The following is a 13,654-nucleotide window of genomic DNA, read 5'->3' as shown; positions in this document are numbered from 1 at the left end:
AAAAATGAAACTGGACAGTGCACTATTGTTCAGCCATCTACCCTGATGCTTCACGGCTGTTCCGGAGTTGCCCGTGCCGATGACCTCCCCCGATTCGCCCGCAGTGCGCCTGTCCAACACCCGGCTAGACCGGGGCGGGCGCACCATCCTGCGCGACATCGACCTGTCGGTGCCGCGCGGCAGCATCACTGCGGTGCTGGGTCCGTCGGGCAGCGGAAAATCCACCTTGCTGGCGGCGCTGACCGGCGAGCTGCCGCCTGCGGCGGGCACGGTGGAGGTGTTCGGCAAGCCGGTGCCCCGCGGCACCCGCCACCTGCTGGAAATGCGCAAGGGCATCGGCGTGCTGCTGCAGGGCAACGGCCTGCTGACCGATCTGAGCGTGGGCGAAAACATCGCCCTGCCCCTGCGTACCCACACCCGATTGCCGGCGGCGCTGATCGAGCGCGTGGTCGCCTTCAAACTCAACGCCGTGGGCCTGCGGGCGGCGGCCGACGCCTACCCGCGCGAACTCTCCGGCGGCATGGCCCGGCGCGTGGCGCTGGCACGCGCACTGGCGCTGGACCCGCCGCTGATGCTCTACGACGAACCCCTGACCGGGCTGGACCCGATAGCCAGCGGCGTGATCATGAGCCTGATCCAGCGCCTCAACGACACCCTGGGCCTGACCAGCATCATCGTCAGCCACCATGTGCACGAAACCCTGCCCATCGCCGATCAGGCGGTGGTGATCGCCAACGGCGGCATCGTGTTCTCCGGCACCCCGGCGGAACTGGAAGCCACCACCGATCCGCTGGTGCAGCAGTTCCTGCGCGGGCAGCCGGACGGGCCGATCGGCTTCGATGCGACACCACGGACGGAGGCGGCATGAACAAGTCGAAATTCCATCGCTGCGACGCGCTGGGGTTTGCCCCCTTTGAAAAAGGGGGCGGGCGGCCGCGAAGCGGGCGACGGGGGATTTGCTTTTCGCGCGAAGAGCAAATCCCCCACAAGCCGCTGTCGCGTCTTGTCGCCCCCTTTTTCAAAGGGGGCTGTTCCGGGCGCCTGCCTGTTCAGATGATCGGGACGGTGCACTGATGCCCCTTGCCGCCTCCATCCGCTCCGTCGGCCGCGCCGGCCTGTTCACCCTGTCGGTGCTCCGGTCCTCGAAGCCGACCAAGGACTTTTTCGCCGAACTTACCCGCGAAATATACAAAATAGGCGCGCGTTCGCTGCCGATCATCGCCGTGGGCGGCGCCTTCGTGGGCCTGGTGCTGACCCTGCAGGGCTACCGCACGCTGACCACTTTCGGCGCTTCCGACGCCCTGTCCACGCTGTTGGGGCTGTCCCTGTACCGCGAACTGGGCCCGGTGCTGACCGCCCTGCTGTTCATCGGGCGCGCTGGCTCCTCGATCGCCGCCGAGCTGGGCCTGATGCGCGCCACCGACCAGATCAAGGCACTGGAGCTGATGGCCATCGACCCGGTGGCCAAGGCCGTGGCCCCGCGCTTCTGGGCCGCGGTGCTGACCGTGCCGCTGCTGACCGGCTTCTTCTGCAGCCTGGCCATCAGCGCCAGCTACCTGGAAGCGGTGCACGTACTGGGACTGGACAACGGCGTGTTCTGGTCGGCGCTGAGCAACAGCGTCGATTTCTGGGACGACTTCGGCGTAGCCCTGTTGAAGTCGGCCGTGTTCGGCGGCACCTGCGCCCTGGTTGCCGCCTACGAAGGCTTCCATGCCGAGCCCACCATCGAAGGCACTTCGGTGGCCACCACCCGCGCGGTGGTGAACGCCTCGCTGCTGGTGCTGATGTTCAATTTCGTTCTTTCCGCCTTGTTGTTCAGGAGTTGATGCCATGGCCGTCCGTGGACCCCGTCTAGAATTCGCCGTCGGCGCCTTCCTTGTCCTGGCGCTGGCTTCGCTGCTGGTGCTGGCGATTGCTTCGACCAACAAGAAGTTCGGCTTCGGCAGCAGCAGCTACGAGCTGACCGCGCGCTTCACCAACCTGGGCCAGCTGCGTCCGCAGGCGCCGGTGAAGATCGGCGGCGTGGTCATCGGCCAGGTGTCGAAGATCGCGCTGGACCCGGTGAAGTTCGATTCGGTGGTCACCCTCGACATCAATAATGAATACAAGGACCTGCCCGCCGATACCTCGGCCGGCATCTTCACCAGCGGTTTGTTGGGCGAGAACTACATTGGCCTCTCTCCCGGCGGCGACCCGGAAGTCCTGAAGCCCGGCGAAGAGATCGCCTACACCCAACCCGCGGTCGACCTGCTGCAGCTGGTCGGCAAATACATGTTCAGCGGCGGCGGCAAGCCGGCCGGCTCCGGCGATGCAAGCAGCACCGACGCCAGCGCCCCGCCCGCCGCTACCCCGCCCACCGAGGAACCCGCCAAATGAAGAAGTCCCTGCTCTCTCTCGTCATCGCCTCCGCGCTGCTGGCCGGCGCTCCCTTGCTGGCCGGCGCCCAAACCGCCAAAGCGGCCGCCGCCGCGCCCGCAGCCCAGGGCAGCGCCAGCAAAGTGGTGCTGGACAGCAGCACGCGCATCCTGACCACGCTGGAGCAGCGCCGTGCCGAATTCCGCAAGAGCCCGCCCGCGCTCAAGCAGTTCATCACCACCGAATTCAACCGCATGTTCGACCGCGACTACGCTGCCCGCCTGGTGCTGGGCGTGCATGGCCGCGGCGCATCCGACGCCGATGTGAAGCTGTTCGCCGACGCCCTGGCCGACAACCTGACGGCCCGCTACGGCACCTCGCTGCTGGACTTCAACACCAAGCTGCGCGTGCGCATCAAGTCCGAATCGCCGCTGCCCGGCAACCGCGGGGTCAAGGTCTCCAGCGAGATGCTGCGCGACGGCGGCGACCCGATTCCGGTGGACTACCTGATCCGCAACGTCGGCGGCCAATGGAAAGCGTTCGACGTGATGATCGAAGGCATTTCCTACGTGCAGACCTTCAAGAACCAGTTCGACGCCCCGCTGCGGCAGAAATCCATCGCCCAGGTCGCCGCCGACCTGCGCGCCGGCAAGCTGCAGGCCAATGGCAGCAACTGACGCCAGCGCCGAGCGCGTCGGCGACGCCCTGGTTTTCGCCGGCGCGCTGGACCGCGCCGCGGCCGCCGCTTTGTGGCCCTCGGCCAGCAAAATGCTGGCGGGCGCGCAACGCATTGTCCTGACCAAAGTCACTTCCGTGGACAGCGCCGGGCTGGCATTGTTGGCCGAACTGGCCGCGCGCTTGCGCGCGGCAGGCGCGGCTCCGCACATAGAAGGCGAGCCCGCAGGCCTGTCCGAACTGCGCACCGCTTATCGATTGACGTCCGGGCTGGATTTCCCCGGCACCCCCACGCCGTAATACCCAGGAAACGGGATGAACCTGTTACGCATCGCTGTCGTCGTTGTTGTCGCTGCGCTGGCTTCGGCCTGCGCATCGACCAAGCCCACCGCCTCCGCGCCGCCTCCGGCCGAGACCCTCGTGGTTGGCCAGGCTCCGGAGGCCCCACCGGTCCAAGCGCCGGCGGCCGATCAAGCCGATGCCGGCGCCGTGGCCGTGACCGACGCCAGCGGACTTCCGGCGGCGCCCGCCACGACTACCGCCGGCGCTGAGACCGCCGCCGAAGACGACTTCGCCGCCATCTACGGCCAGGATGAATACAACCCGGTCGCCGACCCCACCCTGCCGCCCGGCGTGGAAATGCCCAAGTCGTACGATCCGTGGGAAAAACTCAACCGCAAGGTGCACACCTTCAACAACGCGGTGGACCGCACCATCGCGCGGCCGCTGGCGCGCGGCTACGTGAAGGTGGTGCCGCGTCCGGTGCGGCTGGGCGTCAGCAATTTCTTCAGCAACCTGGGCGAGCCCATCACCGCGCTCAACAGTCTGCTGCAGGGCAAGCCCAAGCAGGCCGGACAGTCGCTGGGCCGTTTCCTGTTGAATTCGACGCTGGGCATCGGCGGCATCTTCGATCCGGCCAGCGACGCCAAGCTGCCGCGCAAGAACGAGGATTTCGGCCAGACCCTGGGCGTGTGGGGCTGGAAGCGCTCGCGCTACGTGGAGCTGCCGCTGTTCGGTCCGCGCACGGTGCGCGATGTGTTCGGCCTGGTCGGCGACGCGCCGCTGTCGCCGATCCGCCAGGTGGAAAGCGACAAGACCCGCTTCTTCCTGCAGGGGCTGCAGCTGGTCGACGTGCGCGCGCAGCTGTTGTCGATCGATTCCTTGCGCGAAGGCGCAGTTGACGAGTACGCGTTGTTCCGCGATTCGTGGCTGCAGCGCCGCAACTACCAGATTGGCGAGGACCGCAAGAAGTCGGACGACGAGAATCTGCCCGATTACCTGCTGGAAGAAGAAGACAACCCCACCGTACCGATGGACGCGATGCCGGCGATCGTGCCGACGCCGGGCGGTTGAGGCTGTTGTTCCCTTCTCCCCTTGCGGGGGAACGTGGCTGATTCCCTTCTCCCCTTGTGGGAGAAGGTGCCCGCAGGGCGGAAGAGGGGCGAACGAAGAATGAAAGCCTCAATCTTCAGCAAACCCCCAACAAGCGGCTCTGGATTGTTGATCGAACCCAATGATCTGAAGCTTTCCTGCTTCGCTCTTCCCCTCTCCCGCCGCGCAAGCGCGTCGACCTCTCCCACAAGGGGAGAGGTGGAAAATCGAGCTACTCCGCCTCGTCACTGGCGGCCACATCTCCCAGCAACCCCGGCTCCCCCTCGCTAGGCAGCGACTCCACCTCGCGCAACCTGCGCTCGATGGCCCGCGTGCGCACGCCGGTCTTTTCGATCTGGGTGCTGGCCTGGTCCAGTTTGCTCTTCACCGAGTCCAGCACGTCGCCGAACTTGGAGAATTCGGTCTTCACCGCGCCCAGGGTCTTCCACACTTCGCTGGAACGCTTTTCGATGGCCAGGGTGCGGAAACCCATGTGGAAGCTGGTCATCAGGGCGAGCAAGGTGGTGGGGCCGGCGACGGCGATGCGCTGGTCGCGCTGCAATGCATCGACCAGGCCGGGGCGGCGCAGCACTTCGGCGTACAGGCCTTCGGTGGGCAGGAACAGGATGGCGAATTCGGTGGTGCTGGGCGGGGAAACGTATTTGTCGCGGATGCGTGCCGCTTCCAGGCGCACGCGGCGTTCCAGCGCATCGCCCGCGGCGCGCGCGCCATCGGCGTCGGCTTTTTCCTGGGCGTCGAGCAGGCGCTCGTAATCCTCGCGCGGGAATTTGGCGTCGATCGGCAGCCACACCACCGAGTCGGCGGAAGAGCCGGGGAAGCGCACGGCGAATTCCACGCGCTCGCTGCTGCCGGGCACGGTGGCGACATTGGCCGCGTACTGGTCGGGTGCGAATACCTGCTCCAGTAATCCGGCCAACTGCACTTCGCCGAACACGCCGCGCGACTTGACGTTGTTGAGCACGCGCTGCAGTCCGCCGACGTCGGCGGCAAGTTTGTTCATGTCGCCCAGGCCCTGGTGCACCTGTGCCAGCATGGCGGTGACGTTGCCGAAGCTTTCGGTCAGGCGGGTTTCCAGGGTGGCGTGCAGTTTTTCGTCCACGGTCTGGCGCATCTGTTCGAGTTTGGCGGTGTTGTCGGCCTGCAGTTCCTTGAGCCGCGATTCCAGGGTGGCGCGCAGTTCGCCGATGCGCAGTTCGTTGCGCTGGGTCAGTTCGTTGAGGCGCTGGCTGAGGGTGTCGCTGAAACGCTGCTGCTGTTCGCTGCTTTCCAGCCGGCCCTTGCGGGCGTCTTCGCCCAGGGCTTCGCGCAGCAGGTCCAGGCGCTGGTCGGTACGGGTGCTCAGCTCGGTCAGGTTGCGTCCGAAGCCTTCGATCCGGGTTTCCTGCTGCCTGGACAGGCTGTCCAGCTGTTCCCGCAACTCGCTACGCCCGCTGCGCTGTTCCTCGCGCAGGGCCAGCTCCAGGCGCTGCTCGGGGCGGCGCAGGAGCAGGACGACCAGCAGGACGACGGCGACTGCGGCCAGGACGAGGAGGATCAGCAGGAGGGTGTTGGTATCCATGGGGACAGTGTAGCGGGGTCGGTCTCAGGGGTTGAGCCGTGAGACCTCACAGTTGATTTGCCGCGAACGGTCACGCGGCATCTGATCGCTAGACCCCGCGTCCCGGGTCTCGCGGCGCTCTTCGCGGGCTACGTTATTGGCCTCGATATCCAAACCTGCAGGTAAGCCCATGCACCACTCCCGACTCTGCGCCCTGCTGATCGATTGCAACACGCCCGATGTCGATCAGGCCGCCGGCTTCTGGGCCGGTGCATTGGGCCGCGCGATGGATCCCGACCACCCCGGCACCCGCGGCAACTACCGCATGCTGGAAACCCCGCCCGACGAACCCATCGTGCAGATCCAGCGCGTCGAGCATGAAAGCAGGGTGCACATCGACATCGAAACCGACGACATTCCCGCCGAAGTGGCTCGCCTGGAAAAACTGGGCGCCAGCGTCGTCGACCGTTTGGAGCGGTGGGTGGTGATGCAGGCCCCAACTGGGCAACGGTTCTGCGTAGTACGCGTCCAGCGGCCCGGTTTTCCCAAAAACGCGAACCTCTGGGATTAGCTTTTGAACGGGCTGCCTATTGGTCTGCCCTAGGGCGGGCAATCGCCCGTCTTGGCACAGCCGGGCGCCCGCAGGTTTCGATACGCTTTGCCGTCTACGATCCTTCCACCACTTTGGAAACCATCATGACCGACCAGGCGCCTTCCGAATACCTGATCCTCTCCCGCGGCCAATGGGACAAGGACGCCGCGCCCGCCGACATCCAGGTGGCCATCGACGAGTTTTACGACTGGCTGGAACGCATGATCGCCGAAGGAAAAATGAAGACCGGCCAGCGCCTGGATACGCCCGGCGCGACGGTTTCGAAGAAAAAGGGCGTGGTGACCGACGGACCTTTCGGTGAATCCAAGGAAGTCGTGGGCGGCTACTGGTTCATCCTGGCGCACAGCCTGGAAGAAGCCGCGCAACTGGCCGCGCAGAATCCGTGCATGCAATACGGCCTGTTCTACGAGATCCGGCCGATAGATCCGCAGAAGGGCAGCGCGTACAACGTGACCAACGAAACGCCGAGCTGACACGGAACTCCACAAGCCGGATACCATCCAGCCATCACCCAAGGAGCGGCACCCGTGACCGACCTCGCCTTCAAGCAATCGATCCTCGACGAAGAACACCTGCGCCTGCTTTCCATCGGCTACTACATTTCGGCCGGCGTCAGCGGGTTCTTTTCCCTGTTCGGCCTGATGTACATGTTCATGGGCGTGATGATGGGCGCGGTCATTTCATCCGCGGCGAAGACCGGCCAGCATGCCGATGCCATGCCGCCGCACATGATGGGCTGGATGTTCGGCATCTTCGGCGGGCTGTTCTTCCTGTTCGGCGCAGGCATGGCGATCGCCAAGTTCCTCACCGGCAAATACCTCAGGCAACGCCGGTCGCGGACCTTCTGCCAGGTGATCGCCGGCATTACCTGTCTGTCGATTCCCTTCGGCACGGCGCTCGGCGTGGCGACGTTCATGGTGCTGGGCAAACCGAGCGTGCAGAGCCTGTTCAATCGCTCCACCGCCGCCTGACCGCCTGCGGTGAAGGGCGGCGCTGCGACATCGCCAGCTGGACACCGACGACATGGGCGCCGATTCTGGCTCGGGGCGCGCCACTCATCCGGACCTCCCCCTTTGCAAAAGGGGGATTGAGGGGGATTTGCTCTTGATCTTGATGTTGCTTCTAGGAGCAACAGACAAAAGCAAGATCAAGATCAAGATCAAGAGCAAATCCCCCGTAGGCCCCCTTTGCAAAAGGGGGCAAAGCAACGGCAGCAGCAACAGCAGCAACGGCAACGGCAACGGCAACGGCAACAGCAACAGCAACAGCAACAGCAGCAACGCACCATGAAATCGCCAACAGGCTCTGAGACCTGCGTATGACCAACCCTATTCCCACCCTCTACCAATGGGCCGGCGGCAGCGACGCCCTCAACCGCCTGACCGCGCGCTTCTACCAACGCGTGCACGACAACGAAATCCTGGCGCCGATCTTCGCGCACATGGACAGCGAACACCCACAGCATGTCGCCGCGTTCCTGGCCGAAGTGCTGGGCGGGCCGGCGGAGTACTCGGCCGCTCATGGCGGTCACCCGCACATGATCCGCCAGCACCTCAACCGTCATCTGAGCCAGGCCCAGCGGCGCGAATGGGTGGCGTTGTTGCTGGATACCGCCGACGAACTGGGGCTGCCGGACGATCCGGAGTTCCGCTCGGCACTGGTCGGCTATCTGGAATGGGGATCGCGGCTGGCGGTGATCAACTCCCAGGACGGCGCGGAGGCGGACGAAAACGCGCCGATGCCGCGCTGGGGCTGGGGCGAAACCAAGGGCCCCTATCTGCCGCCCGGCGGCTGATCGCCGCAGCGCATATCGCATCGGCGCGGTCGATGCGCCACTATGTGCCACCTTTTCCAGAAACAAACTCAGGGGCTCGCATGCAGACTTGGCTCAGGCGCAAATCCATCGACCAGGTGACCGTGCACGAAGAAGGCCGGCGGCTGGTTCCCAGCCTGAGCTGGCCGCACCTGATCGCGCTGGGCATCGGCGCCATTGTCGGCACCGGCATCTACACCCTGATCGGCGTCGGCGCCAACCTGGCGGGACCGGCGGTGCTTTTGTCCTTCGCCATCGCCGGCATCGTCTGCGCCTGCGCGGCGCTGGCCTACGCGGAGATGGCCACCATGATGCCGGCCGCCGGCAGCGCCTATACCTACAGCTACATCGTGCTGGGCGAAACCCTGGCCTGGATCGTGGGCTGGAGCCTGATCCTGGAATATTCGCTGGTGGTGAGTACGGTGGCGGTCGGGTGGTCGGGCTACATGGTCGGGATTCTCAAAGGAATCGGCATCGACCTGCCGCTCTGGGCGACGGCAGGCCCGCATGCGGGAGGTTTCATCAACATTCCGGCGGTGGGTATCGTATTCGTGGTCGCCGGCATGCTGATGGCTGGCACGCGCGAAAGCGCCACATTGAACGCGGCGCTGGTGGTGGTGAAAGTGATAGCGCTGGCGATTTTCGTCGCGATCGCTCTTCCCCATTTCGACGCTATCCGGCTGGAGCCGTTCATGCCGTTCGGTTTCTCCAAATCGATGGGCGCAGACGGGGTTGAGCGCGGCGTGATGGCTGCGGCGGCGATCATCTTCTTCGCCTTCTACGGATTCGATGCGATCTCCACCGCCGCCGAGGAAACCAAGAACCCGGAGCGTGACCTTTCCATCGGCATCATTGGCTCAATGGTTGGTTGCACGCTGATCTACATGATCGTTGCGCTGGCCGCGGTTGGAGCTTTGAGCTACGCCGTATTCGGCAACAGCCCTGAGCCTCTGGCATTGATCCTGCGGGAACTCAAACAGGGCAACGCAGCCACGATCATTGGTCTCGCGGCGGTGATCGCGCTGCCGACGGTACTGCTGGCGTTCCTGTACGGCCAGAGCCGCATCTTCTTCGTGATGTCCCGCGACGGCCTGCTGCCGCGCGGCTTGTCCAAGGTCAACAAGCGCACCGGCACGCCCATCGCCACCACGCTGTTCACCGCGATTTTGGTGGCCGCGCTGGCCGGCGTGGCGCGCCTGGACGAAATAGCCGCGCTGGCCAACGCCGGCACCCTGGCCGCCTTCATCGCGGTGTCGGTGTGCCTGCTGGTGCTGCGCAAGCGCGACCCTTCGCGCAAGCGCGTGTTCCGCACGCCGCTGGCGTGGGTGGTGGGACCTATCGCGATCTTCGGCTGCCTGTACCTGTTCTGGAGCCTGCCGCAACGCACGCAGCTGTATTTCCTGATCTGGAATGCGGTCGGGCTGGTGGCTTACCTGGCTTATGGCCGGCGTGCGAGTCTGCTGGCCAAGGGCGGGGATGCCTAACCTCTCGTCTCTCCCTTTGAAGAAGAGGAGCCGTTTACCTCCCCCTTTGAAAAAGGGGGATTGAGGGGGATTTGCTCTTGCTCTTGCTTTGACTCGGAAAAGCAAGAGCAAGAGCAAATCCCCCGTCAGCCGCTACGCGACTGCCAGCCCCCTTTTGCAAAGGGGGCAAGAGCATCAGAACACCCGGCAGAACACCGCCTTCAGATACCGCGACTCCTGCGCATGCGCCATGAACGGATGGTCGGCGCCGGCGCCCGAGACTTTCAGGATCTGGATGGTGCGGCCTGAGAAATAAGCGGCGCGGCGCAGCATGTCCAGGAACTCCTGCTCGCTGACCAGTCCGGTGCAGGAGAAGGTAGCGAACAATCCGCCCGGCTTCACCACGCCCAGCGCCAGCTTGTTCATGTCCAGGTATTTCTTCAGCGCCGCGATCACCTGTTCGCGGTCGCGGGTCATCTTGGCCGGGTCCAGGATCACCACGTCGTACAGATCCTTCGCGTTGCCCGCATCGCGCAGCCACGGGAAGATGTCGGCCTGCACGAACTTCAATTTCACATCGTTGAGCTTGGCGTTGCCCTTGGCGATGGAAATCACGTCCTCGTCGATGTCCACGCCCACCACTTCCTCGGCGCCGCGCACCTTGGCGTACACGCCGAAACCGCCGGTGTTGCAGCACAGATCCAGCACCCGCTTGCCGGCGACCTGCTGCGAAAGCCACTGCCGGTTTTCGCGCTGGTCGGCGAAGAAGCCGGTCTTGTGCGCGCCGGCCGGGTCGGCGCGGAAACGCACGCCGTATTCGCTGATGATGGCCGGCGCTGGCGGTTCGGTGCCGCGGAAATCGAAGCTTTCCTGCTTCTGCACGTGTTCTTCGGCGAAGCTGTAGAAACGCGCGCCGGGAAACTGTTCCTTCAACGCCTCGTAGATCCACTCGCGGTGGCGGAACATGCCCGCGCTGAAGAACTCGACCACGAGAAGATCGTCGTAACGATCCACCACCAGGCCGGACAGCCCGTCGCCTTCGGCATGCACCACGCGCCAGGCGTTGGAGACTTCGTCCAGCTTCAGTATGTCGCGCCGCAGGGAAACCGCTTCGGCGATCTTGCGCGAGAACCAGCCGGCATCGACGGCGATGTCGGGATCGGTTTCCAGGATGCGTACGGCGATACGCGAGTGGCCGTTGTAGAAACCGCGGCCGATCCATTCGCCTTCCACGCCGATCACATCGACGATGTTGCCGGGTTTGGGTTTCTGTTCGGGCTTGGCCACCAGTTTCTGGAAGATCCAAGGGTGGCTGGAACGCCAGGCGTTTTTTAGGTGAACGGTGGGGAGTGGGGTATTCATGCGTGCATTCTACCGGCTGAGACTATCTCCGACCTTGGCAGAGCCCCCTTCTCCCCTTGTGGGAGAAGAGCCTGCCCCGTACTTGATACGGGGTGCCCGTAGGGCGGATGCGGGGCGAGCGGAGAGGAAAACTTCGGCCCCCGGCTTTGCTCAACAAGCGGCTTTTGGATTGTTGAAAAACCTCATCGAGCTAAGCGCGCCGGCTCCGCTCGCCCCTCTCCCGCCGCGCAAGCGCGTCGACCTCTCCCACGAGGGGAGAGGTGGCCCATTCACACTTTTCCTGCGCGCGAAGGCCACGGGATTCACCATCCCGGCTCCGCCCACCCTTGCATTCCCTCAACCCGCCGCCATCCAAGTCCCATGGACCCGCATCACCCCGACGACCCGCGTTACGACGCCGAACGGCAAGGCAAGACCGACCGCCGCCGCCTGATCCGTGCCCTGAACATCAGCCTGGCCTTCGTGCTGACGCTGATCCTGGTGTATTCGGCGCAGGGCAGTTTCGACTGGGCGCCGTTCGCCGTTGCGCCGCATAGCGCGCAAGGCCTGCTCGGCGTGCTCACCGCACCGCTCCTGCACGGGTCGGTGGAGCATATCGCCGCCAACGGCGTGGCCCTGCTGATGCTGGGCACGCTGGCCGGCAGCGTGTATCCGCGCGCCACTTTGTGGTCGTTGCCGTTGCTGTGGATCGGATCGGGACTCGGCGCGTGGTTGCTGGGCGATGCCGGGTCGCGCCACCTCGGCGCCAGCGGCGTGACCCATGGATTGATGTTCCTGATCTTCGGCCTGGGCGTGCTGCGCCGCGACCGGCCCGCCATCGCCACCGGCATGATCGCGTTCCTGTTCTACGGCGGCATGTTGCTGACCGTGTTGCCGCACGAACCCGGTGTGTCCTGGCAGTCGCACCTGGGCGGCGCGGTGGGCGGCCTGCTGGCCGCGCTGCTGTTCCGCAAGTTGGATCCCGCTTTGCCGCGCAAGCGCTACAGCTGGGAAGACGAGGAAGAAAACCTCGCGCCGCTGGACGACGAACTGGAACCGCCCGCACCGCGCGAAGTGCCGGTGCTGTGGGTGCGGCCCCAGGACGAAGGATCGCGCGGCGTGATCCTGCGCTTTCCCCCGCGCGATCCGCCGAGTTCCTGATCGGACATCCGTAGCGACAGTCATTCGAACAGGTTTTGTCCCGCGCTTGCCGGACGGCCATGCGATGTCTTTGCTCCATGCCGGACACCGCGCCGTTATAGTTTGTTCTTTGCGATCCGCGCAGGCATACGAGAATGGAAGTGTTGCACAGATGCATCATCCGCTTGGCGACAAGCCTGGCTTTGGCTGCGGCGTTCGTCCATGGTCCCGCGTATGCGAAAGACACGGTGCGCGACTACCGCATCATCGGCTATGTCGCCGATGGCCCCGCATTGCCGAAGATCAGCGCGGACAAGCTAGACGTCATCAACTTCGCATTCGCGCAGGTCAACCCGGCGCATGAGGTTTTCCTGCCGCAGGAGACCGCTGCTCGTTCGCTGACGGGTTTGGTGGCTTTGCGCAAGGTCAATCCGGACCTGAAGGTGTTGCTGTCGATCGGCGGCTGGGGCGCCGGGAATTTTTCCGAAGCCGCGCTCACCGACGCCTCGCGCGCGCGTTTCGCCGACACCGCGCTGGCGCTGGTGCGCAAGCACGATCTGGATGGGTTGGACATCGATTGGGAGTACCCCGCCCATCCGGGGCCCGGCATCAGCCATCGTCCGGAGGACAAGCAGAACTTCACCCTGCTGCTGCAGACAATACGCGCCAAGCTCGACGCGCTGGGTACAAGCCAAAGCGGCCGCCGCTATCTGCTGACCATCGCCGCGGCCGACGGCGAAGCCGCGCGTGGATTGGAGATCGCCCGCATCTCCGAGGTATTGGATTGGATCAATCTGATGACCTACGACTTCTACGGCAGCCTCACGCCGACTACCGGCCATCATGCATCGTTGTATCGTTCGCGCACGGCGGCGCCGGGCAGCCGTACTACCGAACAGGCGGTGGACGAGTTCCTGAACGCCGGCACCCCGCCGCGCAAGCTCAACGTCGGCCTGGCGTTCTATGGGCGCGTGTTCGGCAAGGTGGCCGACGCGCAACAGGGATTGCACCAGCCCTTCGCCAGCGAAGGCGGCTTCGTCACCTGGCAGGAAATCGCCCGCGATCACCTGGACAAGGGCGGTTTCGTCCGCCTCTGGGACGAACAGGCGCAAGCGGCCTGGCTGTGGAACGAAAAAGATAGGCGCCTGATCAGCTACGAAGACCCGCAGGCGCTGCGGGCCAAGGCGGATTTCGTGCGCGAACGCGGCCTGGGCGGCGTGATGTACTGGGAGCAGCGCACCGATCCGGACGAGCAGTTGCTGGACGTAGTCCACGCGGCCCTGCACAAAACGCGGTAATGATCCTTAGGTGCGCATGGGCGCGGT

17 protein-coding genes are annotated in these 13,654 nt (G+C 64.9%); 15 read left to right on the top strand and 2 right to left on the bottom strand.

The features are described from left to right. Positions 1-79 precede the first annotated feature (79 nt). The 7 genes from CSC73_RS07185 to CSC73_RS07155 are packed head-to-tail and all read left to right on the top strand — an operon-like array spanning position 80 to position 4,383. The gene (locus CSC73_RS07185; RefSeq protein ID WP_093289596.1) at positions 80-868 is read left to right on the top strand and encodes an ABC transporter ATP-binding protein; all 789 of its coding nucleotides are present in this window, start codon (positions 80-82) and stop codon (positions 866-868) included. Further along, entirely contained in the window at positions 865-1,074 is a 210-nt protein-coding gene (locus tag CSC73_RS07180; RefSeq protein ID WP_163839762.1) for a hypothetical protein, read from the top strand. Before CSC73_RS07185 ends, CSC73_RS07180 begins: the two co-directional genes overlap by 4 nt. Further along, positions 1,074-1,826: an MlaE family lipid ABC transporter permease subunit gene (locus CSC73_RS07175; RefSeq protein ID WP_163839761.1), complete on the top strand. Its 753-nt coding sequence runs from the start codon at positions 1,074-1,076 to the stop codon at positions 1,824-1,826. Before CSC73_RS07180 ends, CSC73_RS07175 begins: the two co-directional genes overlap by 1 nt. 4 nt (positions 1,827-1,830) lie before the next feature. Then, entirely contained in the window at positions 1,831-2,376 is a 546-nt protein-coding gene (gene mlaD / locus CSC73_RS07170) for an outer membrane lipid asymmetry maintenance protein MlaD (RefSeq protein WP_163839760.1), read from the top strand. Continuing rightward, positions 2,373-3,032 carry an MlaC/ttg2D family ABC transporter substrate-binding protein gene (locus tag CSC73_RS07165; RefSeq protein WP_163839759.1) on the top strand — a complete coding sequence of 220 codons (660 nt, stop codon included), beginning with the start codon at positions 2,373-2,375 and terminating at the stop codon, positions 3,030-3,032. Before mlaD ends, CSC73_RS07165 begins: the two co-directional genes overlap by 4 nt. Further along, entirely contained in the window at positions 3,019-3,330 is a 312-nt protein-coding gene (locus CSC73_RS07160; protein WP_163839758.1) for an STAS domain-containing protein, read from the top strand. Before CSC73_RS07165 ends, CSC73_RS07160 begins: the two co-directional genes overlap by 14 nt. Positions 3,331-3,345: 15 nt before the next feature. Continuing rightward, entirely contained in the window at positions 3,346-4,383 is a 1,038-nt protein-coding gene (locus CSC73_RS07155; RefSeq protein WP_163839757.1) for an MlaA family lipoprotein, read from the top strand. 250 nt (positions 4,384-4,633) lie between these two features. Here CSC73_RS07155 and CSC73_RS07150 read toward each other — a convergent pair whose 3' ends face one another. Further along, complete coding sequence (locus CSC73_RS07150) at positions 4,634-5,980, bottom strand: DNA recombination protein RmuC (RefSeq protein WP_163839756.1); 1,347 nt, start codon at positions 5,978-5,980, stop codon at positions 4,634-4,636. A 169-nt stretch (positions 5,981-6,149) separates the two neighbouring features. On the opposite strand from CSC73_RS07150, the gene CSC73_RS07145 reads away from it, so the two are divergent. The 6 genes from CSC73_RS07145 (at position 6,150) to CSC73_RS07120 (ending at position 9,869) form a co-directional block, all read left to right on the top strand. Further along, positions 6,150-6,530, top strand: a complete 381-nt coding sequence (locus CSC73_RS07145) for a VOC family protein (protein ID WP_163839755.1) — start codon at positions 6,150-6,152, stop codon at positions 6,528-6,530. Positions 6,531-6,655: 125 nt separating this feature from the next. Further along, the gene (locus CSC73_RS07140) at positions 6,656-7,045 is read left to right on the top strand and encodes a YciI family protein (protein ID WP_163839754.1); all 390 of its coding nucleotides are present in this window, start codon (positions 6,656-6,658) and stop codon (positions 7,043-7,045) included. 54 nt (positions 7,046-7,099) lie between these two features. Then, positions 7,100-7,543: a hypothetical protein gene (locus CSC73_RS07135; RefSeq protein ID WP_163839753.1), complete on the top strand. Its 444-nt coding sequence runs from the start codon at positions 7,100-7,102 to the stop codon at positions 7,541-7,543. Between the two features lie 52 nt (positions 7,544-7,595). Beyond that, positions 7,596-7,862: a hypothetical protein gene (locus CSC73_RS07130; RefSeq protein ID WP_163839752.1), complete on the top strand. Its 267-nt coding sequence runs from the start codon at positions 7,596-7,598 to the stop codon at positions 7,860-7,862. A 28-nt stretch (positions 7,863-7,890) separates the two neighbouring features. Then, positions 7,891-8,367, top strand: a complete 477-nt coding sequence (locus CSC73_RS07125) for a group II truncated hemoglobin (protein ID WP_163839751.1) — start codon at positions 7,891-7,893, stop codon at positions 8,365-8,367. An 80-nt stretch (positions 8,368-8,447) separates the two neighbouring features. Beyond that, a complete protein-coding gene (locus CSC73_RS07120) occupies positions 8,448-9,869 on the top strand; it encodes an amino acid permease (protein ID WP_163839750.1) in 1,422 nt (473 codons plus the stop codon). 174 nt (positions 9,870-10,043) lie between these two features. Here CSC73_RS07120 and CSC73_RS07115 read toward each other — a convergent pair whose 3' ends face one another. Beyond that, complete coding sequence (locus CSC73_RS07115; protein WP_163839749.1) at positions 10,044-11,210, bottom strand: class I SAM-dependent rRNA methyltransferase; 1,167 nt, start codon at positions 11,208-11,210, stop codon at positions 10,044-10,046. A 360-nt stretch (positions 11,211-11,570) separates the two neighbouring features. On the opposite strand from CSC73_RS07115, the gene CSC73_RS07110 reads away from it, so the two are divergent. Together CSC73_RS07110 and CSC73_RS07105 are read left to right on the top strand one after the other, a co-directional pair. After that, the gene (locus tag CSC73_RS07110) at positions 11,571-12,350 is read left to right on the top strand and encodes a rhomboid family intramembrane serine protease (protein WP_163839748.1); all 780 of its coding nucleotides are present in this window, start codon (positions 11,571-11,573) and stop codon (positions 12,348-12,350) included. Positions 12,351-12,490: 140 nt separating this feature from the next. Further along, positions 12,491-13,627: a glycoside hydrolase family 18 protein gene (locus CSC73_RS07105; protein WP_163839747.1), complete on the top strand. Its 1,137-nt coding sequence runs from the start codon at positions 12,491-12,493 to the stop codon at positions 13,625-13,627. Positions 13,628-13,654: the final 27 nt, after the last annotated feature.

The organism is Pseudoxanthomonas sacheonensis (genome assembly GCF_010093305.1).
In the GTDB taxonomy this organism is placed as follows: Bacteria; Pseudomonadota; Gammaproteobacteria; order Xanthomonadales; family Xanthomonadaceae; genus Pseudoxanthomonas_A; species Pseudoxanthomonas_A sacheonensis.
The sequence above is the reverse complement of the archived record's forward strand: the minus strand, read 5'-3'. Positions and strand labels throughout refer to the sequence as shown.

Excerpts from the sequence above, each read along its gene's own strand:
- CSC73_RS07150 (WP_163839756.1), bottom strand. The coding sequence starts at position 5,980 with ATGGATACCAACACCCTCCTGCTGATCCTCCTCGTCCTGGCCGCAGTC.
- CSC73_RS07120 (WP_163839750.1), top strand. The coding sequence starts at position 8,448 with ATGCAGACTTGGCTCAGGCGCAAATCCATCGACCAGGTGACCGTGCAC.
- CSC73_RS07175 (WP_163839761.1), top strand. The coding sequence starts at position 1,074 with ATGCCCCTTGCCGCCTCCATCCGCTCCGTCGGCCGCGCCGGCCTGTTC.
- CSC73_RS07180 (WP_163839762.1), top strand. The coding sequence starts at position 865 with ATGAACAAGTCGAAATTCCATCGCTGCGACGCGCTGGGGTTTGCCCCC.
- CSC73_RS07140 (WP_163839754.1), top strand. The coding sequence starts at position 6,656 with ATGACCGACCAGGCGCCTTCCGAATACCTGATCCTCTCCCGCGGCCAA.
- mlaD (WP_163839760.1), top strand. The coding sequence starts at position 1,831 with ATGGCCGTCCGTGGACCCCGTCTAGAATTCGCCGTCGGCGCCTTCCTT.
- CSC73_RS07160 (WP_163839758.1), top strand. The coding sequence starts at position 3,019 with ATGGCAGCAACTGACGCCAGCGCCGAGCGCGTCGGCGACGCCCTGGTT.
- CSC73_RS07165 (WP_163839759.1), top strand. The coding sequence starts at position 2,373 with ATGAAGAAGTCCCTGCTCTCTCTCGTCATCGCCTCCGCGCTGCTGGCC.
- CSC73_RS07110 (WP_163839748.1), top strand. The coding sequence starts at position 11,571 with ATGGACCCGCATCACCCCGACGACCCGCGTTACGACGCCGAACGGCAA.
- CSC73_RS07115 (WP_163839749.1), bottom strand. The coding sequence starts at position 11,210 with ATGAATACCCCACTCCCCACCGTTCACCTAAAAAACGCCTGGCGTTCC.
- CSC73_RS07185 (WP_093289596.1), top strand. The coding sequence starts at position 80 with ATGACCTCCCCCGATTCGCCCGCAGTGCGCCTGTCCAACACCCGGCTA.
- CSC73_RS07155 (WP_163839757.1), top strand. The coding sequence starts at position 3,346 with ATGAACCTGTTACGCATCGCTGTCGTCGTTGTTGTCGCTGCGCTGGCT.
- CSC73_RS07130 (WP_163839752.1), top strand. The coding sequence starts at position 7,596 with ATGGGCGCCGATTCTGGCTCGGGGCGCGCCACTCATCCGGACCTCCCC.
- CSC73_RS07145 (WP_163839755.1), top strand. The coding sequence starts at position 6,150 with ATGCACCACTCCCGACTCTGCGCCCTGCTGATCGATTGCAACACGCCC.
- CSC73_RS07125 (WP_163839751.1), top strand. The coding sequence starts at position 7,891 with ATGACCAACCCTATTCCCACCCTCTACCAATGGGCCGGCGGCAGCGAC.